At 57.2% G+C, this 20,611-nt stretch carries 19 protein-coding genes; 8 read left to right on the top strand and 11 right to left on the bottom strand.

The annotated features are described in order from the left end of the window. Window positions 1-32: 32 nt before the first annotated feature. The 3 genes from EDF82_RS12250 to EDF82_RS12240 form a co-directional block, all read right to left on the bottom strand. Window positions 33-815: a hypothetical protein gene (locus EDF82_RS12250; RefSeq protein WP_123755823.1), complete on the bottom strand. Its 783-nt coding sequence runs from the start codon at window positions 813-815 to the stop codon at window positions 33-35. Window positions 816-1,065: 250 nt separating this feature from the next. Further along, the gene (locus EDF82_RS12245; protein WP_123755822.1) at window positions 1,066-1,569 is read right to left on the bottom strand and encodes an RcnB family protein; all 504 of its coding nucleotides are present in this window, start codon (window positions 1,567-1,569) and stop codon (window positions 1,066-1,068) included. A gap of 203 nt (window positions 1,570-1,772) precedes the next feature. Continuing rightward, window positions 1,773-2,195: a hypothetical protein gene (locus EDF82_RS12240; protein ID WP_123755821.1), complete on the bottom strand. Its 423-nt coding sequence runs from the start codon at window positions 2,193-2,195 to the stop codon at window positions 1,773-1,775. Window positions 2,196-2,463: 268 nt separating this feature from the next. Here EDF82_RS12240 and EDF82_RS12235 point away from each other — a divergent pair, with 268 nt between their 5' ends. Genes EDF82_RS12235 through EDF82_RS12225 form a run of 3 tightly spaced genes read left to right on the top strand, consistent with a single transcriptional unit; the run spans window position 2,464 to window position 5,474 of the window. Further along, the gene (locus EDF82_RS12235) at window positions 2,464-3,585 is read left to right on the top strand and encodes an ABC transporter substrate-binding protein (RefSeq protein ID WP_123755820.1); all 1,122 of its coding nucleotides are present in this window, start codon (window positions 2,464-2,466) and stop codon (window positions 3,583-3,585) included. 6 nt (window positions 3,586-3,591) lie between these two features. Next, window positions 3,592-4,674: an iron ABC transporter permease gene (locus EDF82_RS12230; RefSeq protein WP_123755819.1), complete on the top strand. Its 1,083-nt coding sequence runs from the start codon at window positions 3,592-3,594 to the stop codon at window positions 4,672-4,674. Next, window positions 4,671-5,474: an ABC transporter ATP-binding protein gene (locus tag EDF82_RS12225; protein WP_123755818.1), complete on the top strand. Its 804-nt coding sequence runs from the start codon at window positions 4,671-4,673 to the stop codon at window positions 5,472-5,474. Before EDF82_RS12230 ends, EDF82_RS12225 begins: the two co-directional genes overlap by 4 nt. A 46-nt stretch (window positions 5,475-5,520) precedes the next feature. Here EDF82_RS12225 and EDF82_RS12220 read toward each other — a convergent pair whose 3' ends face one another. From EDF82_RS12220 to EDF82_RS12210, 3 genes are all read right to left on the bottom strand, one after another. Next, the gene (locus EDF82_RS12220) at window positions 5,521-6,663 is read right to left on the bottom strand and encodes an HlyD family secretion protein (protein WP_123755817.1); all 1,143 of its coding nucleotides are present in this window, start codon (window positions 6,661-6,663) and stop codon (window positions 5,521-5,523) included. Continuing rightward, window positions 6,663-7,007: a DUF3302 domain-containing protein gene (locus EDF82_RS12215; protein ID WP_123755816.1), complete on the bottom strand. Its 345-nt coding sequence runs from the start codon at window positions 7,005-7,007 to the stop codon at window positions 6,663-6,665. The genes EDF82_RS12220 and EDF82_RS12215 overlap by 1 nt, the downstream gene beginning before the upstream one ends. 99 nt (window positions 7,008-7,106) lie before the next feature. After that, window positions 7,107-7,748: a helix-turn-helix domain-containing protein gene (locus tag EDF82_RS12210; RefSeq protein ID WP_123755815.1), complete on the bottom strand. Its 642-nt coding sequence runs from the start codon at window positions 7,746-7,748 to the stop codon at window positions 7,107-7,109. A gap of 248 nt (window positions 7,749-7,996) precedes the next feature. On the opposite strand from EDF82_RS12210, the gene EDF82_RS12205 reads away from it, so the two are divergent. The 5 genes from EDF82_RS12205 (at window position 7,997) to EDF82_RS12185 (ending at window position 14,536) form a co-directional block, all read left to right on the top strand. Continuing rightward, complete coding sequence (locus EDF82_RS12205) at window positions 7,997-8,920, top strand: aminoimidazole riboside kinase (protein WP_123756223.1); 924 nt, start codon at window positions 7,997-7,999, stop codon at window positions 8,918-8,920. 166 nt (window positions 8,921-9,086) lie between these two features. Then, a complete protein-coding gene (locus EDF82_RS12200; protein ID WP_123755814.1) occupies window positions 9,087-10,604 on the top strand; it encodes a carbohydrate porin in 1,518 nt (505 codons plus the stop codon). 126 nt (window positions 10,605-10,730) lie between these two features. Further along, window positions 10,731-12,101, top strand: coding sequence for a sucrose-specific PTS transporter subunit IIBC (locus EDF82_RS12195; RefSeq protein WP_123755813.1), 1,371 nt, complete (start codon window positions 10,731-10,733; stop codon window positions 12,099-12,101). Then, on the top strand, window positions 12,101-13,501 hold the full coding sequence (locus EDF82_RS12190) for a sucrose-6-phosphate hydrolase (protein ID WP_123755812.1): 1,401 nt from the start codon (window positions 12,101-12,103) through the stop codon (window positions 13,499-13,501). Before EDF82_RS12195 ends, EDF82_RS12190 begins: the two co-directional genes overlap by 1 nt. 30 nt (window positions 13,502-13,531) lie before the next feature. Further along, entirely contained in the window at window positions 13,532-14,536 is a 1,005-nt protein-coding gene (locus tag EDF82_RS12185; protein WP_123755811.1) for a LacI family DNA-binding transcriptional regulator, read from the top strand. 108 nt (window positions 14,537-14,644) lie between these two features. Here EDF82_RS12185 and EDF82_RS12180 read toward each other — a convergent pair whose 3' ends face one another. The 5 genes from EDF82_RS12180 to EDF82_RS12160 form a co-directional block, all read right to left on the bottom strand. Further along, window positions 14,645-15,925, bottom strand: a complete 1,281-nt coding sequence (locus EDF82_RS12180; RefSeq protein WP_187043052.1) for a type II toxin-antitoxin system HipA family toxin — start codon at window positions 15,923-15,925, stop codon at window positions 14,645-14,647. Further along, a complete protein-coding gene (locus EDF82_RS12175; protein WP_123755809.1) occupies window positions 15,915-16,253 on the bottom strand; it encodes a helix-turn-helix domain-containing protein in 339 nt (112 codons plus the stop codon). Before EDF82_RS12175 ends, EDF82_RS12180 begins: the two co-directional genes overlap by 11 nt. A 150-nt stretch (window positions 16,254-16,403) precedes the next feature. Beyond that, window positions 16,404-17,243, bottom strand: a complete 840-nt coding sequence (licT, locus tag EDF82_RS12170) for a BglG family transcription antiterminator LicT (protein WP_123755808.1) — start codon at window positions 17,241-17,243, stop codon at window positions 16,404-16,406. Next, window positions 17,240-18,664, bottom strand: a complete 1,425-nt coding sequence (locus EDF82_RS12165; protein WP_123755807.1) for a glycoside hydrolase family 1 protein — start codon at window positions 18,662-18,664, stop codon at window positions 17,240-17,242. The genes licT and EDF82_RS12165 overlap by 4 nt, the downstream gene beginning before the upstream one ends. After that, window positions 18,661-20,541, bottom strand: coding sequence for a beta-glucoside-specific PTS transporter subunit IIABC (locus EDF82_RS12160; protein WP_123755806.1), 1,881 nt, complete (start codon window positions 20,539-20,541; stop codon window positions 18,661-18,663). The genes EDF82_RS12165 and EDF82_RS12160 overlap by 4 nt, the downstream gene beginning before the upstream one ends. Window positions 20,542-20,611 lie beyond the last annotated feature (70 nt).

Below are 20,611 nucleotides of genomic sequence, written 5' to 3'. Positions count from 1 at the left end.
ACGCAGCCTCTTGCGCCAGCGACCGGTGTCATTTAGTTCAGGAACTGCAGATTAAGTCCGGCGAAAATTTGCCAGCGAGGCTGCCCCGGGCCACGGTCGGCAACGCTACCCTGTGGCTCAATGAAGAAGTTGTATACCGTTTTTTGGTGTTTTATCACCTGGCCAATCCCCAGCCCCAGCGGCACGCTGTAGTTATCGTTGTGAAGGTTGTAAACCCAAATCGGCGCAGAGCGAAGGTAAGTCCCTCCCCCCAATTGGTAGAAAAGAAACGGTTGAAACGTAGCCAGATTAACATCGCTACGATCATCATCGCCGGCAAAGCTATGTTGCCACGACGCGAGATAACCATACTGGAAGGTTGGACTGCTGGCATCAAACAGCACGTTGACCAGACCACCGGACCATTTCCCCGATCCAACGGCATCATCGGAGGCGGTAGGCGCGGTAATTTGTGGCCCGAAACCAAAACTCACCGCCGGGTTGCCGGTATCAATGAGCCAGGACGTAAAGAGGTTAAGATCGCCAACGCCGGTCTTGTGGCCGCCGGTCGGAGGAGCAGGATAGGTGTTGACCGGCAGCGATGCACGTAGCAACCAGTCGCTCTGCCCTAAAGAAAAGGGGGTCGCGTATCGGAACCAGAACTGATTGGCGTCTTTGTTTGTGCCGCTGACATCGCCAATATAGTAGTTCTGCATGTTGAATGCGGTCATGTTGGCAAGCGGGTTGTTGGCCTGCGCCGCGCTGCCGCCGCTATCCGCCGCCCAGCTATTACCTGCCAGCAAAGCCAGTGCACTGAAAGCCACTATATTTTTCATTGATATACCAGAGTCGAAGAGGTTATTTGAAGCGTAGACGATTTATGAAAACGGGAAGGGCCAGGGCGGGATTTAATGTTATTTCAGTGGATTATGGTGCTGCAGACGATAAGCGATGTGTATCGTTCTGGTGCGTTCGGGGGAAATGACAAAATACCCGCTTGCGTAAGCTCACATTGTAAAAGGGCAACCTCGTCAAATAACACAAGGCTGCCCTGGGGGATGACGTGAAATACTGGCTGACTCTCGCTTAGTGCGACAATAGCCCGTTCACCAGAATCGAGGTAATGATGCCGCTTGCCGCCGCAATCAGCACATAGTTGCCGTCAATATAGGACCAGTGCTGGCCCTGCGGGGGTGCAGGCAGACCGCGATCGTTCCAGTCATTCACCCGATAATCATTGCCGCGGTAATGTTCCGGTGCCGGCTGTCCTTTACGGAAATCATGGCCATTCCACGCAAAGTGGTCTTGCTCATGACGATCCTGATGCGGCTTACTTTGCCCACGATTATCGGCATGCTGGTCGCGATCCGGGCCACGGTTATCGCCGCCCTGATAGCGGTTGTCACCATGTCCCTGCGGGCCATTATTACCCTGCCCCTGCTGGCGATTAGCATCCGGGCCACCACGATTGTCGCCCTTCTGCCACTCTTGCTGTTGGCCAGGTTTATAGTTGTCATTCGGGCCATCGGCGTAGGCCAGTGAACTGAATGCACAAGCTAACATGACGGCCAGAGAAATCATCTTTTTCATAGTACACCTCCTGATATGGCTTTATTTTTACCGCCAGAATGTGGAGGAATAGTGAGTATCAGGATATCCAGGAGGATTCCTGGCAGATTGGATTCGCGTGAAAATAGCCGCTACGGCGAGCCGGGAAACACGATCGCCAATAAAAAAGGCCGCTTTCGCGGCCTTTATCAGGGATATTGTCAGTACTGGCTAGGTGACGTTGATTATTCAGTGACTTTATTTTTTAAGTCTTCAGCGCCCTTTTTGGTATCGTCCCAGCCTTTAGCTGCACCGTCTTTAGTGGCATCCCACCCTTTTTCGGTGGCGGCTTTGGTTTTATTCCAGCCTTTTTCCGTGCCTTCTTTGGTTTTATCCCAGCCCTTTTCCGTCCCTTCCTTGGTCTTATTCCAGGTTTTTTGAGCGCCTTCGCTCACCTGGCTGCCGACGCTATCGCTTTTGCCTTGTGCCGCATGTTCGGATTTCAGCTTCAGCTCATCGCCCTCGTTCTGGGCCTGATGCAGTTTTTCCTTGGCGGTATTCGCCTGTTCATGAGCCGCCGCGACGGTATCATCAGTTGCGTGTGTTGTCGCAGCAAAAACCGGGGCTGCTACCAGAATCGCAGATAATGCAATTATTGCTTTTTTCATCATGTCCTCTCTAACGTTCTTAATGTTATGAGTCACCTACAGAATGGCATAACATTCCGGTCATGACTTTAGGGATAGTTCTTAAAACTATTTCTGGCCGCATTCACCCGTTTTCAGGCTAAACCTTTCGACATTCCGGTACGGGCGTATACCTTCCAGTAAGTTTGTAACATTCCATTAAAATCCATGGCCATATACCTGCCGTTTATTTTCATACGCGAATAATTATCAAAATCATTCTATTATAAATTCGCAACGGTACTCATTTATGGCAATGAAATCAGTAAGATCGCTCATATTATTCAACGCACTCATCGGCACTCCTTTGCTGAGCTATGCCAGTCAGTATCCGCTTACGGTCACCGACCTCGACGGCCGAACCATTACCCTCCAGCATGAACCGCAGCGCATTATTTTGCAGGACGGACGGGATCTGATGGCGCTGGCGCTGCTGGACCGCGATGACCCGTTTAAACGGGTGGTGGCGTGGAATAATCTCGCGAAAAAACAGGATATTGCCACCTGGGAAATGCTCAAGCAGAAGTGGCCGCAGTCGGCCGCCATTCTGGATATGGGGTTCAGCGACAAAGGCAATGTCGACCTGGAAAGCGTGCTCTCCCGCCAGCCGGACCTGATGATTGCCCAGTTGCGCGCGAAGCCGGCGCTGACCGAAAGCGGCATCATCGGCAAGCTGGCGGCGCTGAATATACCGGTGCTGTTTGTCGATTATGAGATCAACCCGGCCAGGGACACCGCGCCCAGTATCGACCTGCTAGGCCAGGTCCTCAACCGCGAAAGCAACGCCAAAGCCTATACCGACTACTACCGCCAGCATCTGCAGGCCATTGTGCAGAAAACGGCGGCTATCACCCCGAAAGCGACGGTGTTTGTCGAAGCGCTGGCCGGCAATAGCGATGCCTGCTGCTTCACCCACGGGCATAGCGGCTGGGGCGGTCTGGTCGAGGCGGTGGGCGCCAACAATATTGGCTCACAGGTGCTGCCCGGCGCCTCCGGCTTTGTGTCGCTGGAAAAAATTATCAGCATGAAGCCCGACGCTTACATCATGACCGGCTCAAAACGCGGCAACAGCCAGGTGCTGCCGCTGGGTTATCAGGTCAGCCCGCAGGCGGTCAATACCCAGGCTCAGACGCTGCTGTCACGCACCGGCGTCAGCAATATCCCGGCGGTAAAAGGCCAGCACGCTTACGGGGTTTACCATCATTTCTACAACCACCCGTGGAATATCGTGGGGATGGAGTATCTGGCGAAAGATATCTATCCGCAGCCCTTTAGCACCCTCGATCCGAATGCGACCTACCACTACATCGTGCGCCATTTCACTACGCTGCCCGATCTGCCGTTCGTCTTTTCCTGGAAACAAGGTGAGTAACCCCGCATGAGTTCAACCACTGAACCCGGTATCCGCACGGCGACCATCGACGCGGATGACGTCATGGCGCACTATCGCCGCATCCTGCGCCGCCGCCTCGGCCTGATGCTGGTGCTGCTGCTGTTGATAGTCGCTTCCCTGTTGCTCGATTTTGTCCTCGGGCCGTCCGGCATATCGCTGCATACCCTGTGGCAAACCCTGACCGCTCCCGGCAGCACCGGCGCCGGAACCCAGGTGATCGTCTGGGATATCCGCCTGCCTTACGCGCTGATGGCGGTGGTGGTTGGCCTCGCGCTGGGGCTGGCGGGAGCCGAGATGCAGACCATCCTCAATAATCCCCTCGCCAGCCCTTTCACCCTCGGGGTCTCCTCGGCGGCGGCATTTGGCGCGGCGCTGGCTATCGTGCTGGGGATCGGCATTCCCGGCATCCCCGCCCAGTGGTTTGTTTCGGCCAACGCCTTTATCTTCGCCCTGCTGGCGGCGCTGCTGCTGGACGGCATCACCCGCTGGACCCAGGTCGCGACCTCGGGGGTGATTCTGTTTGGTATCGCGCTGGTCTTTACCTTCAACGCGCTGGTGTCGATGCTGCAGTTTGTCGCCAACGAAGATACCCTTCAGGGCCTGGTGTTCTGGACCATGGGCAGCATCGATCGCGCCTCGTGGCAAAAGGTCGGGATTTTGCTGGCGGTGCTGGCGGTGGTGATGCCCCTGTCGATGCTCAACGCCTGGAAACTGACCGCGCTGCGCCTCGGTGAAGACCGGGCCGTCAGCTTTGGTATTCACGTCCGTCGCCTGCGGCTGACCACGCTGCTGCGCATCAGTATTCTGTCGGCGCTGTCGGTGGCCTTCGTCGGGCCGATTGGCTTTATCGGACTCGTGGCCCCGCATATCGCGCGCCTGATGTTTGGCGAGGACCATCGGTTTTATCTCCCCGCCAGCGCCTGCATCGGGGCACTGGTGCTCTCGCTGGCGTCGGTGGCCTCAAAAAATCTGCTCCCCGGCGCCATTATTCCGGTCGGCATCGTGACCTCGCTGGTCGGCGTCCCCTTCTTCCTGAGCATTATTTTGCGCCATCGGGGGAACGTATGAGCCAGCACGCTCCAGAACCAACCGGGCTGACGATCGGCCATTTCAACGCCGGTTATCCAAAACGCCAGGTGATCCGCGACCTCACGGTTCCCCACCTGCCACGTGGCAAAATCACCGCCCTGCTCGGCCCTAACGGTAGCGGGAAATCAACCCTGATGCGGGCCATTGCGGGTCTTGGCCCCTCCACGGGAGAGCTGTCGCTGGCCGGGGAAAACCTGCTGACGCTGCCGTTCGCCCGGCGAGCGGAAAAAGTGGTCTATCTGCCGCAAACCTTGCCGGCCGGGGTACATCTGCATGTGCTGGAGTCGATTATCGTCGCCCAGCGTGCGGCGGGCGGCCTTCATCAGGCCGATAACCCGGCAGAAGTGATGTCCCTGCTGCGCCTGCTGGGCATTGAGCACCTGGCGCTCAGCTATCTCGATCAGCTTTCCGGCGGGCAGAAACAGCTCGTCGGTCTGGCACAGTCGCTGATCCGCCAGCCGGCGTTACTGCTGCTCGATGAGCCCCTGAGCGCATTGGATTTAAATTACCAGTTTCATGTGATGGACCTGGTGCGCAAGGAGACCCGCCGTCGGCATATCACCACCCTGGTGGTGGTGCACGATATTAATATTGCCCTGCGGCATGCCGATCATATGGTGATGTTAAAAGAGGGGCGGCTGCTGGCCGACGGCCCGCCGTCGCAGGTGATTACGCCGGAGATTTTAGCGGCGGTGTACGGCGTTCGCGGCCGTGTGGAACCCTGTTCTCAGGGGATCATGCAGGTGATTATTGACGGTCTGGCAATCCCGGCGGGATAAGCAAACGGCCCGGGTTTTGTCGCCCGGGCCGTTCGTCGTCTGCCAATTAATGGTCGAGATAGAGATAGTTTTCCCAGCTCTTCATGCGGATCAGGATCTTTCTGATCAGCAGCAGTTCTTTCATATGGTCGGAGTAGACCGCCGCTTCAACCGTCGCCCCTTGCGGTAGCTTATAGTTTTTGAAGCGATCGTCGGTGACCTTCATCACCACCAGCGCACGCCCCTGGGTGTTTAGCGCCGCGGTCGTCAGCAGTTTTCCCTGTCCCTGGAACTGGCTTTCACCAATTGCCGGCAGCACAGCGGCCACTTCGCCCTGGAAGACGGTGCCCGGGATCGCCGGGAACATCAGCTCAGCCGTTTCGCCTTTTTCCAGGCGCTGCAGCGAGTTCTGACGGAAGGCGGCCACGTACAGTCGATCTGCAGGTGCCACCATCGGCACAAACGTCATCACCGGCGCCAGTCCCAGCGCGGTCGACATGGTGCCAGGACGCAGGCCAACGGTGCTGACATAGCCGTCGGAAGGTGCGCGCACCACGGTGTTGTCGAGTTTAAACTGGGCCTTGCGCAGTTGCGCCAGCAGCGAGGCGACGGTGGTATTCTCCCCCTTCACAACCGAGTTCAAATCGTTCTTCGCCCGCACCACTTCAGCCTGGGCGGCTTTAACGCTGGCCTCATCGGCTTTCCAGGTCTGAAGACGGGTATCCACCATCTGATCGGAGAAGGCGCCTTTGTTGTGCCCTTCCTGATAACGCGCATATTCGCGCTGCGCCTGGTCACGTTCGGCCACCGCTTTATTGAGGTTGGCCTGCGCGCTGTTCAGTGCGGAATTCAGCGACAGCGCGTTCTGGCTGGCCTGTTTCACCTGCGCTTCCAGATCATCGACCTTCGACTGATACGGCGTCGGGTCGATGGTAAACAGGATGTCATCTTTATGCAGCATCTGGTTGGCTTTCACCGGCACCGTTAAGACACGACCGCGCACCTGCGAAACAATCGGGACGGTACGAAAAACCTGATTCCCCACTTCGGTAAACGGCGCGTTATAGTTCATACCAAAAATCACGCCGCCAATCAGTATCACGCCGCCCAATACCGCGGTCGGTACTGTCCATTTATTTAATGGAATGTGGAATATTTTAAATATCGCAATACACAGCGCGGCATAGGTCAGAAGCATTAACGTTTCCATTATTTTGCCTCCTTTTCTTTCAGCAGCGTTAATTCCTGCTGTACCCCGTCAAGGCGGGCCAGCACCGTTTCTAAGCGCTGATGCAGATCGTCCTGGTTTTCTTCGATTCTTTTCATGCCCCAGCCCCGGTCATCGCGCCACAGGGTGGCCCAAATCCACAGCAGCGGCCACAGCACGTGCAGGGTAAATAAGCTCACCCACCCGGCGTAATGAATCGCATCCTGATGCGGATGGTTTCTTTTTTTCGCAATTTCATAAGGGATATCATGAATAACAATTACCCCGTAAAACAGGATCAGGACTACCGCAACCAGGATAGCCAATGCTACATAATCCAGGGTCATAGAATAACTCCAGAGAAAATTTAAAAATAAATGGAAAACTGAATTAAGGCGTAGTGATACCAGGAAATAATTAATTGTTATTTCCCGCTCAGTTATTAATCAGAATTTTTCAGGGATTTTCCGGTCAATGGAAATAAGCTGCCCTTTTTTCACCGTAATATATCCCCCCGCTTTCAACGCCGCCAGCACCTGATAGACATAGCTTCTTGAAAGGTTCGTTCGTTTAATAATAAACGCGGACAAGCTTTCACGCTTTCCGGTATCAATTTCGCTGCGGTACAAATAGCGTGACAACATCGATTTGATGGTCTGAAACCCAGACAGATTGCCCCTTTCGTTGCTGGCATCCAGGGTGAAGACGCTCATGTAAACCAGAATCTGCGCCAGCTCTTTCATATACTGCGGTGACGAGTGGAAGAAAATACGTTCAAAGTCGCTGACCGCCACTTGAGTAAACCGGCATTTTTCCAGGCACTGATAGACTAATTTGACCGACGGACAATAGTACTCCAGTAACCCCAGCGGCATATTTTCGATAACAATCCCCAACAGGTTTTGCTCATCGTCAACGGCGAGGGTCATTTTCCCTTCCAGCACAAAGTAGATAAACCCCTCTGCGGGCTGGAAACGGTCTCCGGCGGCCAGTTCCACAGACTCACCACAGGCGATAACCTCAGGCAAGTGGGTCGTGAGTTCCAGCGTCTGGTAAAAAGAGTGGATATTGCCAAAACGACTCGTCATCTTTTCGTGCGCTCTCCTTTACCAACCGGCAGCGGGCAAATCATTGCTGTAGAAAATATACAGAAGAACCTCAGGCAGTAAAAGTCCACAGCTGGAGTTCTGCCGCTATCGTCTTGTTTTATCGCCTCCAGAGGCTCGTTTCTTGCCCTGCCTCGCACTTTATCAGCCCCGGGATTCCGATCGCTGGCGGGCTATGCTTTAATTAGCTAAACCGTTTTAATTAAGTTTAGCAAGAAGGTGGAATGAATATGAAAACGAACGTATGGGTACTGGGCGACGCCGTGGTGGATCTGCTGCCGGAATCGGAAGGTCGCCTGCTGCAATGTCCCGGCGGCGCACCTGCCAACGTGGCGGTGGGGATCGCCCGCCTCGGCGGCCACAGCGGGTTTATCGGCCGCGTCGGCAACGACCCTTTTGGCCGCTTTATGCGTCAAACCCTGCAGCAGGAGCAGGTCAACGTCAGCCATATGCGACTCGACGAGCACCACCGCACCTCCACCGTGGTGGTCGAGCTTGACCCCCGCGGCGAGCGAAGCTTCACCTTTATGGTCCGCCCCAGCGCCGACCTGTTCCTGCAGCCGGACGACCTGCCGACCTTTGCCGCCAACGAGTGGCTGCACGTCTGCTCTATCGCCCTCAGTGCCGAACCCAGCCGCAGCACCACCTTCGCGGCGATGGCGCAGATCAAACAGGCCGGCGGACGGGTCAGTTTTGACCCCAATATCCGCCCGGACCTGTGGCAGGACCCGGCGCAGCTGCACGCCTGTCTCGACCGCGCCCTGGGCCTGGCGAATGTGGTGAAGCTCTCCGAAGAGGAGCTGGAATTGATCAGCGGCAGCCCTGATTTAGCCCAGGGCGTCGCGATTCTGAGCCAGCGCTACCAACCCGATTTGCTACTGGTCACCCAGGGAAAAGCCGGCGTGCTGGCGGTGTTCCAGCAGAAGCTGGTGCACTTCAGCGCTAAGCCGGTGGTCAGCGTCGATACCACCGGAGCAGGAGATGCGTTTGTCGCCGGGCTGCTCGCCAGCCTTGCCGCCAATGGGATGCCGCAGACGCTGGAGGCGCTGGAACCCACCATCGCCCTCGCGCAGACCTGCGGGGCGCTCGCCACCACCGCCAAAGGGGCAATGACCGCCCTGCCTTATCAGCACGATCTTCAGCGCCAGTTTTGATCCCCCCGGGCCGCCCATCGCGGCCCACTTTGTTGCATCCATCACAATTATTAAACCGGTTTAGCAAATTATATTCACAGCGCGCAATTATCGCGTTTAACATAGCGCCTAAACCGGTTTAGCAAAAACACATAATCTTCATTTTCACTTTTGGGATGCGACCAGAATGTTCAGAAAAAGCACACTCGCAGTTCTTATCGCTTTGCTAACCGGCGCCGGCTCAGCCCATGCGCAGACCGATCTCAGCAGCATCGAAGCGCGTTTAATCGCGCTGGAAAAACGGTTGCAGGATGCAGAAAACCGCGCACAAACGGCGGAAAACCGCGCCGAGTCGGCAGAGAAAAAAGTCCAGCAGTTGACCACGCAACAGCAACAAACCCAGGACACCACCCAGGAGGTCGCACAGCGCACCGCGAAGCTGGAGAAAAAATCCGCCGAGACCAGCGGCTTTGAGTTCCATGGCTATGCCCGTTCCGGGGTGATCATGAACGACTCCGGCGCCAGCACCCAGTCCGGGGCCTACATGACGCCGGCTGGGGAAACCGGCGGGGCCATCGGCCGTTTGGGCAACCAGGCCGACACCTACGTTGAAATGAATCTCGAGCATAAACAGACTCTGGAGAACGGCGCGACGACCCGCTTCAAAGTGATGGTGGCCGACGGACAAACCACCTACAACGACTGGACCGCCAGCACCAGCGATCTCAACGTTCGCCAGGCGTTTGTCGAGCTGGGCAACCTGCCCACCTTCGAAGGCCCGTTCAAAGGATCCACCCTGTGGGCCGGGAAACGCTTCGACCGCGACAACTTCGATATTCACTGGATCGATTCCGACGTGGTCTTCCTCGCCGGGACCGGCGGCGGGATTTATGACGTGAAGTGGAACGACAGCCTGCGCAGCAACCTCTCGCTGTACGGGCGCAACTTCGGCGATATCGATGAGGCCAGCAACAGCGTCCAGAACTACATCGTCACCATGAACAACTTCGCCGGGCCGGTGCAGATGATGGTCAGCGGCTTGCGGGCGAAAGACAATGACGATCGCAAAGATACCAACGGCAATCTGGTGAAAGGGGACGCGGCAAATACCGGGGTGCATGCGGTGCTCGGTTTGCACAACGACAGTTTCTACGGCCTGCGTGACGGGACCAGCAAAACCGCCCTGCTCTACGGGCATGGGTTGGGGGCTGAGGTCAAAAGCATCGGTTCCGACGGCGCCCTGCGTCCGGGAGCCAATACCTGGCGCTTCGCCAGCTACGGCACCACGCCGATCAGCAAAAACTGGGCTATCGCTCCGGCAATCCTCGCCCAGAGCAGTAAGGATCGCTATGTCGATGGCGACAGCTACCAGTGGGCCACCGTCAACATGCGCCTGATTCAGGAGATCAACCCGAACTTCGCCCTCGCTTACGAAGGCACCTATCAGTACATGGATCTCAAACCGGAAGGCTATAACGACCGTAATGCGGTGAACGGCAGCTTCTATAAACTCACCTTCGCCCCGACCTTCAAGGTCGGTAACATCGGTGACTTCTTCACCCGCCCGGAGATCCGTTTCTACACCTCGTGGATGGACTGGAGCAAAAAACTGGATAATTACGCCAGCGACGACTCGCTGGGCAGCAGCGGCTTTAAATCCGGCGGCGAATGGTCGTTCGGTATGCAGATGGAAACCTGGTTCTGATAAACCACGCCTGACACCAGAGCAAGCCGGGGCAGCGAGCACCATGCGCCGCCCCGGAACAATAATGACGCAGACACTGCGCCCCCGTGAATACGGAAACAATAGCTAATACATTCAGAGGGTACTATGGATTTTGAACACATTTCCCGCTCGCTGCTTCCCCTGTTGGGAGGCAAGGAAAATATCGCCAGCGCCGCGCACTGCGCCACGCGCCTGCGTCTGGTGCTGGTCGATGACTCGCTCGCCGATCAGCAGGCCATCGGTAAAATCGAAGGGGTAAAAGGCTGTTTCCGTAACGCCGGACAGATGCAGATTATTTTCGGCACCGGGGTGGTGAATAAAGTCTACGCCGCCTTTATCCAGGTGGCTGGGGTTGGCGAATCCAGCAAATCGGAAGCCGCCGACATGGCGGCGAAAAAACTGAATCCGTTCCAGCGCATCGCCCGCCTGCTGTCGAATATCTTCGTGCCGATCATTCCGGCGATCGTCGCCTCCGGCCTGCTGATGGGCCTGCTGGGGATGGTCAAAACCTACGGCTGGGTCGACCCGAGCAACGCGATCTACATTATTCTCGATATGTGCAGCTCGGCGGCGTTTATTATTCTGCCAATATTGATTGGCTTTACCGCCGCCCGCGAGTTTGGCGGTAACCCCTATCTGGGGGCGACGCTCGGCGGCATTCTGACCCACCCGGCGCTGACCAACGCCTGGGGCGTTGCGGCGGGTTTCCACAGCATGAACTTTTTTGGTCTGGAAGTGGCGATGATCGGCTACCAGGGGACGGTGTTCCCGGTGCTGCTGGCGGTGTGGTTTATGAGCATCGTCGAGAAGCAGCTGCGCCGGGTGATCCCTGACGCGCTGGATCTCATCCTCACGCCATTCCTGACGGTGATCATTTCAGGCTTTATCGCCCTGCTGATTATCGGCCCGGCCGGACGCGCGCTGGGTGACGGCATTTCGTTTATTCTCAGCACGTTGATTACCCATGCCGGCTGGCTGGCAGGGCTGCTGTTTGGCGGTCTCTATTCGGTTATCGTTATTACCGGGATCCACCACAGCTTCCACGCCATCGAGGCCGGGCTGCTGGGCAATCCCGCCATCGGCGTGAACTTCCTGCTGCCGATTTGGGCCATGGCTAACGTCGCTCAGGGTGGCGCCTGCCTGGCGGTGTGGTTTAAAACCAAAGATGCCAAAATCAAAGCCATTACCCTGCCGTCGGCATTTTCTGCGATGCTGGGGATCACCGAGGCGGCGATTTTCGGGATTAACCTGCGCTTTGTGAAGCCGTTTATCGCCGCGTTAATCGGCGGCGCGGCGGGCGGTGCTTGGGTGGTATCCATGCATGTCTATATGACGGCGGTGGGCCTGACGGCGATCCCCGGCATGGCGATCGTGCAGGCCAGTTCGCTGCTGAACTACATTATTGGGATGGTTATCGCCTTCGGCGTTGCCTTTACCGTCTCTCTGCTGCTGAAATACAAAACGGACGCTGAATAATGTCACTTCCCTCACGGCTGCCTGCGATTTTGCAGGCCGTTATGCAAGGCCAGCCGCGTGCGCTGGCCGACGAGCACTATCCTCGCTGGCACCATGCGCCGGTGACCGGGCTGATGAACGATCCCAACGGTTTTGTGACCTTCAACGGTCGCTACCACCTGTTTTATCAGTGGAACCCCCTCGCCTGCGACCATACCTTTAAGTGCTGGGCGCACTGGAGCTCCGCCGACCTGCTGCAGTGGCAGCATGAACCGATCGCCCTGATGCCCGACGAAGAGTATGACCGTAACGGCTGCTATTCCGGCAGCGCGGTGGATAACAACGGGACGCTGACCCTGTGCTACACCGGCAACGTTAAATTCAGCGACGGCAGCCGGACCGCCTGGCAGTGCCTGGCGACGGAAAATGCCGACGGCACCTTCAGCAAACTCGGCCCGGTGCTGCCGCTGCCGGAGGGCTACACCGGGCACGTGCGCGACCCGAAAGTGTGGCAGCACGAGGGCCGCTGGTACATGGTGCTGGGTGCTCAGGATCGGCAAAAGCACGGCAAAGTGCTGCTGTTCAGCTCCCCCGACCTGCACCAGTGGACTCACGAAGGCGAAATCGCGGGCTACGGGATCAACCACCTCACCGACGCGGGCTATATGTGGGAATGCCCGGACCTGTTTCCCCTCGGCGACCAGCAGATCCTGATTTGCTGCCCGCAGGGCGTCACCCGCGAGGCGGAACGTTTTCTCAATAGCTACCCGGCGGTGTGGATGGCCGGCGATGTCGATTACGCCAGCGCCCGCTTCAGCCACGGTGAGCTGCACGAGCTGGATGCCGGGTTCGAGTTTTATGCCCCGCAAACCATGCAGACCCCCGATGGCCGTCGGGTGCTGGTCGGCTGGATGGGGGTGCCGGATGGCGAAGAGATGCACCAGCCAACGCTGGCTAACGGCTGGATCCATCAGATGACCTGCCTGCGCGAGCTGGAGTGGCACAACGGCACGCTGTATCAACGCCCGCTGCGCGAGCTGACCGCCCTGCGCGGCGACGCCCACGGCTGGCAGCCGCAGCCTCTGCCGCTGGAACCGATGGAAATCGAACTGGCAACCGCCGGCGACGCGGCGTTCAGCATCGATTTCGGCGGCGCGTTAACGCTGGAGCGCGATGCCCACGGCATTCGTCTCGCGCGACGCAGCCTCGTCAGCGACGAGATGCTCTATCGCTACTGGCGCGGCGATATTCAGACGTTGCGGATTTTCATCGACCGTTCAAGCGTGGAAATCTTTATTAATGACGGTGCGGGAGTGATGAGCAGCCGCTTCTTCCCGCGCTATCCAGGGGAAGTGGTGTTCAGCGGTGCGACGCCGGCGACATTCTGCTACTGGTCGCTGAGGTCATGCATGGTAGTATAAGCGTTTTACTTTCAGGCGCATGCTGTCGTGATGAAAACCAAACGCGTTACTATTAAAGATATCGCCGAGCTGGCGGGTGTCTCAAAGGCGACCGCCAGCCTGGTGCTGAACGGTCGCGGTAAAGAGCTCCGCGTGGCGCAGGAAACCCGCGACCGTGTGCTGGCGATCGCCCGCGAACAACATTACCAGCCCAGTATTCACGCCCGCTCGCTGCGGGATAACCGTAGCCATACCATCGGCCTGGTGGTCCCTGAAATCACTAACTACGGGTTTGCCGTTTTCTCCCACGAACTGGAAATGCTGTGCCGCGAGGCCGGCGTTCAGTTGCTCATCTCCTGCACCGATGAAAATCCGGCCCAGGAGAGCATGGTGGTCAATAACATGATCGCCCGCCAGGTTGACGGGCTGATTGTCGCCTCGTGCATGCACAACGATGCCGATTACCTCAAGCTCAGCGAGCAGCTGCCGGTGGTGCTGTTTGACCGCTGCCCCAGCGAGAGCACGCTGCCGCTGGTGATGACCGACTCCGTCAGCCCGACGGCGGAACTGATTTCGCGCATTGCGCCGCAGCATCGCGACGAATTCTGGTTCCTCGGCGGGCAGCCGCGGCTGTCGCCATCGCGCGATCGTCTGGCCGGTTTTACCCAAGGGCTGGCGAACGCCGGGGTGGAGCTCCGCCCCGAGTGGGTGATTAACGGCAACTATCATCCCAGCTCCGGCTACGAGATGTTTGCCGCGCTCTGCGCGCGCCTTGGACGACCGCCAAAGGCACTGTTCACTGCGGCCTGCGGCCTGCTGGAAGGGGTGCTGCGCTATATGAGTCAGCACCATTTACTGGATTCCGGGATCCATCTGGCGAGCTTCGACGACCACTATCTGTACGATTCGCTGTCGCTGCGTATCGACACCGTGCAGCAGGATAACCGCCAGTTGGCCTGGCACTGCTACGATCTGATAAGCCAGCTGATTGAGGGCAATACGCCCGAGCCGCTACAGCGCTACCTGCCGGCGACGCTGCAAATTCGCCATCGTTGATTTACCCGCGCGATGTGAGTGATGGCATTGAAAAACGTCAGATGAGTCTTTAGCAGATAATTGACTTTGCCGCGTTAAACTGACGCGGCATCGAATGCGTCGAGTACGCTACTGGCGTAGTGCCATCATCACTTCCGGCGCACCTTCAAAAATGAACGGATTGAGGAACATCCTTCCCCAAAATAGTTTTCTATCTACTTCACTTAGTTCTACCTCATCGCAAATGGCTTTCCAGTTCATACGGACCGTTTCGAGATAATGCGAAATAAGCTCAGTGGCTTCACGTTCACTCAGCAAAAATCGGGAAGCTGCCGACAGGCATACGGCAAGATTACTCATCCGATTTTCACCAACGATCAGCATCGCCTGCGTGGCTTCATTGCCTGCGCGTCCTTGAGGACAAATATCATATGCAGGCGTCAGGCTAAGCGCTTTACCATCCCAGAATGCCGCATGATTTCTGGCATGATCGTCGGTGTTGCCGCAAATAACGTTGAAGACGAGACGACCAAACAGTTCCCGTAGCGTTTCTTTAGGTGCGCTAAAACGCTGGCGTATGATATCCGTCAGCTCCTCGTAGCTTGCATACCTTGCCATCATCTCATCAAGGCCCAAAATGGTCAGCGCAGAAACCATCAGGCGACGCTGCCATCCGGTCTGGCTTCGCAGGCGATCGAAACGCTCAATAAGCAGAACATCTTTACCGGCTGTATGACGAAAGAGAACAGGTGCAACATTTAAACCAACGCTGGCAGCCAGGCGCATGGCGATATATTCACCTTTAACAACGTTATAGGTGTCCGTCGAAGAAGAGAATTTGGCAATAAATTTACGCTCCCCGAATTCAATCATCGCTTTTGGCCGCGCGCCACCAAGTGAAGTACCATGAAATAACGCCTGTTCAAGATCAACGGTTAACGGTATACCGTTTTCCACCATCGACGCGGCCTGCATAAGTTCTTCAAGCGATGCCCCTCGCGGCGAACGTGGAACGTACTCCGTCGATGAACGCTGGAAATCAAGGCCACCAATCCGGTCAGAGCCGGACTCAAGTAAGTAGGTCATTTCATCCAGCGTGTTGGGATCGCTATTTCTCCCTTGTGCCCCCATCAGCCGGTTCAGAATCACTCTCCGCCCCCAGGCGTCAGGTGCAGCATCGCGTAACGCACTCGCCTGCAGTAAGCCTGGCGCAGGGAAAATAGCGCCTCTGACCAGCGGAAGTTCCGGCGCATAAACCGCTATCGCCTCTTTTCGCTCCAGATAACTGCGACCGTAGTTGAAGATAAAACGATGGTTATCCCTGCTTAATACGCCTGCGACAACCGGCTCCGTGGCGCCGGGAAACCAGATCCAGACATACACCTGTGCAATATGATTATCAGAAATCATCATTTATCTCTTTCCTTGAGTGATGGACTGCGCGTGGCATCAGCGACAGCGTTTTCTCGGCGTTTGCGAGATGCAATGACATAGCCGATCTGTCGGGTGTAAACAGCGGCACCCCCACGATGGTCGCCAGTTCAAACACGGCACCAATCGCACATCCCATATCCCCTTCTTCAGCACGATAGACGAGCCCGCGCGATACGCCGGCACGTTCCGCCAGCTCTTCAATGGTGAGTTTGGATTCGATGCGTGCGGTACGGATCATCATACCCAGCAGTCGGGCAGCATCGCGACTGTAACGGGAGTAGGTTCGAGCTGAAGGCTTTGCCATGGTGAATCTCTTGTCTTATTAATAGCGCATATCTTGCAAGTATATCCTGTTTATAGAACATCACAATTCAACCGACTGAAGCAGGCACAATGTAATGATGTCCTATAAATGACTCAAAAGTTAATAATACGCACTATTAATAGAACAAATTCATGCATCAAGGCCGGTGATCCGCACCAGGTGGACGGTGAGCCACAGCAGCTCGTTCCCGCCGAGGGTCATATCGAGCTGGGCCTTGACGTAATCGCGGATCAGCAGCGCGCAGCGGTAGGCTTCCGGGTACTCCTTAATCACCTGCACCAGCAGGAAACTGTCCCGCGCGCCGTCCAGTTCCCCTTCCTGTAAACGCTGCAGGAAGAACTGCATATGGACCAGAAAGCGCGAGTAGTTAATCGATTCGGTGTCTATCTCCTGCTTAAAGTGATACTGCACAAGATTAAAAATATCCTTCAGCATTTTCACCGACTGCATGGTCTGTGCCACGTCATCGCCCTCGCTCTGGCCGTTGACCAGATGAAACGCGATATTGCCGGCTTCCTCTTCCGGTAGTTCAATGGCGTACTGCTGGCGAATAATCGTCACCGCCTCGCTGGCGATGCGGAACTGCTGCGGGTAAAAGCGCCGGACTTCCGGCAGCAGGCGGTTTTGAATGGCGATCCCTTTGCGGCTGCGCTCGATGGCAAACGTCAGGTGGTCGGCGAGGGTAAAGAAAATCTGCTCGCGGACCTTGCTGGCCAGCTGCATATTGGCACGGGAGAGAATCATCGCCGCCATTTCGATCACCTCATCCGGGATCGCCGACAGCGCCTCCAGATAGCCGCTGCGCGTGCCCAGCGTCTGGGTCACGAACAGCTTCTCGATCTTCTCCGCCGCTATCTCATCCCCCGGTCGGCTGTTAAAGCCAATGCCTTTCCCCATGACGATAACCTCCCGGTTATCGTCATCAGCAGAGAGCACAAGGCTGTTATTGAGCACCTTCTGAACAATCATGGTTGAGACTCGTGGTGGTTGCCGTTTTGCCTGATGACATCCTTATACCACCAGAAGCTGAGCTTGCGGATCCTTTGCAGACTCTTCAGCGACTCCTCGCCGCGGTCGACATAAATAAACCCGTAGCGCTTGGCATAGCCCTGGTGCGTGCTGACCACGTCAATTGCCGCCCACGGGCAGTAGCCCATCAGCTCGACGCCGTCGGCAATCGCCAGGCGCATTTGCTCGATATGCGCCGCAAGGAAAGCGATACGGTAATCATCATTCACCGTCCCGTCGTGCTCCAGCTTATCCGGCACCCCCATACCGTTTTCGCTGATCAGAATCGGCAGGCCGTAGCGCTCGCACACTTTGCGCAACGTCAGGCGCAGGCCGACCGGGTCCACCACCCAGCCGTAGGGCGTTTTATCGACCCACGGATTTTCCGCCGGACGATACACCCCGGTTTCCCCCAGCATAATTTGCTGATCGCCGGCGCGCGGCGCGACATCATTGCCGTCTCCCCGGCTGGCCACGATAGTGGCCGTCGAGTAGTAGTTGATGGCGATAAAATCAGGGCGCCCCTGCTGTAAAATCAAAGCATCTTCCGGCAGCATTTCCGGCGCGAGGCCGCGATCCTCAAGATAGGCCCACGCCAGGGCGTTGTAGCGCCCGTGCACCGCAACATCGAGAAAGCTCCAGCAGCGCAGCGTTTCCCAGTTATGCGCGGCGATGGCATCTTCCGGTTTACAGCTGCCGGCGTACATCGAGGTGGTATTGATCGCCGGGCCGATGCGCAGCCCAGGAAACTCACGGTGGCACAGGGCAAAGATCTGCGCCTGAGCCAGCATCATATGGTGGTTATGCTGGTACAGCGCCTTTTTGTCCGGCAGCGCCCGATCGGCAGGTACGCCAATTGCGCCTGGGTGGAGGATCATGGTGTTCTGTTCGTTGATCGTCAGCCACAGCGGTACTTTATCGGCAAACTCGTTGAACAGCAGCCGGGCATAGCGGACAAATGCTTCGCCGGTCTCGCGACGCATCCAGCCCCCTTTGAGCTCCAGCGCCCACGGCAGGTCAAAGTGGTACAACGTGACGATCGGCGTGATCTGGTGGCGGACCAGCGCGTCGATCAGACGGTGGTAAAATGCCAGCCCGGCGGGGTTAACCGGGCCGTCGCCGTCGGGGATCACCCGCGACCAGGCCACCGAAAAGCGGTAGGCCTTCAGCCCCATCTGCGCCATCAGAGCAACATCCTCCTCCACGCGATGGTAGTGGTCGCTGGCGACACGAAAATCCGCCGTGCCCGGCGGGTGGCTGAGCATATCGACAACTGACGGTCCCTTACCGTCTTCGTTCCACGCCCCCTCGACCTGATAGGCCGAGGTCGAAGCTCCCCACAAAAAATCGTCCGGGAATCGGGCCTGCTGTTGGTAGATCATGCCTGAGCCTCCTTCGCGGATTGCACCATCAGCGACTCGCCATAATTCACCTGTGTGGCGGCGGTAACACTGAGCTGGCAATGTTCGTCGCCATTGACCACCACCACCGGGGTAATCACATCGTATCCGGCACGCTCGATGGCGGCGATATCAAAGCGGATCAGCTCCTGCCCGGCTTCCACCACATCCCCGACTTTCAGCGAGGAGCTGAAGTGCTGGCCGTTGAGGTTAACGGTATCAATCCCGATATGCACCAGCAGTTCAAGCCCACTTTCGCTTTGTAAACCAACCGCATGGCATGACGGCAGGAACATCATCACCTTGCCGTTAAACGGCGCTTTCAGGCATCCCTCCTGCGGGCGAATCGCGACCCCTTGCCCCAGCAAGCCGCTGGCAAAAACGTCATCATTCACGTCGCTTAACGGCACGACCTGACCACGCAGCGGGCTGAGCACCTCGATGTCGCCATCGTTTTTCGGGCTGATGACAGGCGGCGGCGTCGGCTCAGCCGCATCTTGCTCCTCGGACGCATCTTTAAAGGCGATAAACCAGGTCAGGGTAAAGGTCACCACAATGGAGATCGCGCAGGTTACCAGCGCATGGACGATGTTCATCGGGTTTTCACCGATAAACGCCGGCAGCGCCGCCAGGCCAGGCGAGACAAAGGCGTAGCGCACCAGCCCGCTAAAGCCCGCGTACATCCCGGCGCAGCCGCCGCCAATCATCGCGGCAATCATCACGCGGCGGAACTTGAGCAGCACCCCGTACAGCGCCGGTTCGGTGATCCCCAGCAGCGCGGTAAAACCAGATGACGAGGCCAGCTGGCGCAGGTTGCTATTTTTGGTTTTCAGCGCCACGCACAGCGTCGCCGCGCCCATCGCCACGTTCGACGCCAGCATCCCCGGGCCGTTAATCATTTCGAAGCCATTTTTACTGAGCTGCCCGGTGGCAATCGGCGTCATCGCCCAGGCGGTACCGGTAATAATCAGGAAGGGTTGCAGGGTGCCCATCAGCATCGGGATTAACCAGCTGGCGTGGCGGTCGATAGCGCCTGCTCCGGCGGCCACCAGATCGTTAAGCAAAATGCCCGCCGGCCCCACCACCACCAGCGCCAGCGGCGCGGTGATCAACAGGATCAGCATCGGCTTGATGAAAAACTTGATAATCGAAGGCGACACTTTTTCGGCAAAGCGCTCCACCCACGACATCAGCCACACCGTCAGGATGATCGGCAGCACCGACCCGGCGTAATCGGAAAGCAGCACGTTGATGCCGACAAAATCGACCGCTTTACCGGCCGCCAGCATCTGGCCGATGCCCGGATGCAGCAGCACGCCGGCGAGGGTCATCGCCAGAATCGGGTTGCATTCAAACTTCAGCGACGCCCCGTAGGCCAGCAGCACCGGCAGGAAGAAAAAGGCGGCGTCGGCAATGATATTCAGCAACTGCCAGGTCGAGCTGGTTTCGCTGATCGCTCCCGTCAGTTTGAGGATCGCCAGCAGCGCTTTGATCATCCCCGCGCCGGTAATCGCCGGGATAACCGGGGTAAAGGTGGTGGAAATGACGCTGATAATGCGCGCGACGATACCGGCCGGTTTGGCGTTTTTATCGCCGCCGGCCGGGTTTTTCTTCTCCGGCAGCGCTTTATTGAGCAGGCGGTACACCTGCTGCACTTCATTGCCGATGACAATCTGGAACTGGCCGCCCTTCTCCACCACGCTGATGACGCCGGGAATGGTGCCAATCTGCGCATCGTTGACCTGCGCGCGGTCGTTGAACTCCATGCGCAGCCGGGTTGCGCAGTGGGTGAGCATACGGATATTTTCCGCACCGCCCACCGCGTGGAGGATTTTTTCTGCTGTTTCGTTATAGTTCATAGTGTTCCCTGGTGTTGGGGCAAAAAAAAAGACCAAAACAGAGACGCTCCCCATATACGGGAGAGCATTC

The sequence above is a fragment of the Klebsiella sp. BIGb0399 genome (assembly GCF_003752615.1).
Taxonomy (GTDB): Bacteria; Pseudomonadota; Gammaproteobacteria; order Enterobacterales; family Enterobacteriaceae; genus Klebsiella; species Klebsiella lignicola.
Note: the sequence above shows the minus strand (reverse complement) of the source record. Positions and strands in the feature narration are given on the sequence as shown.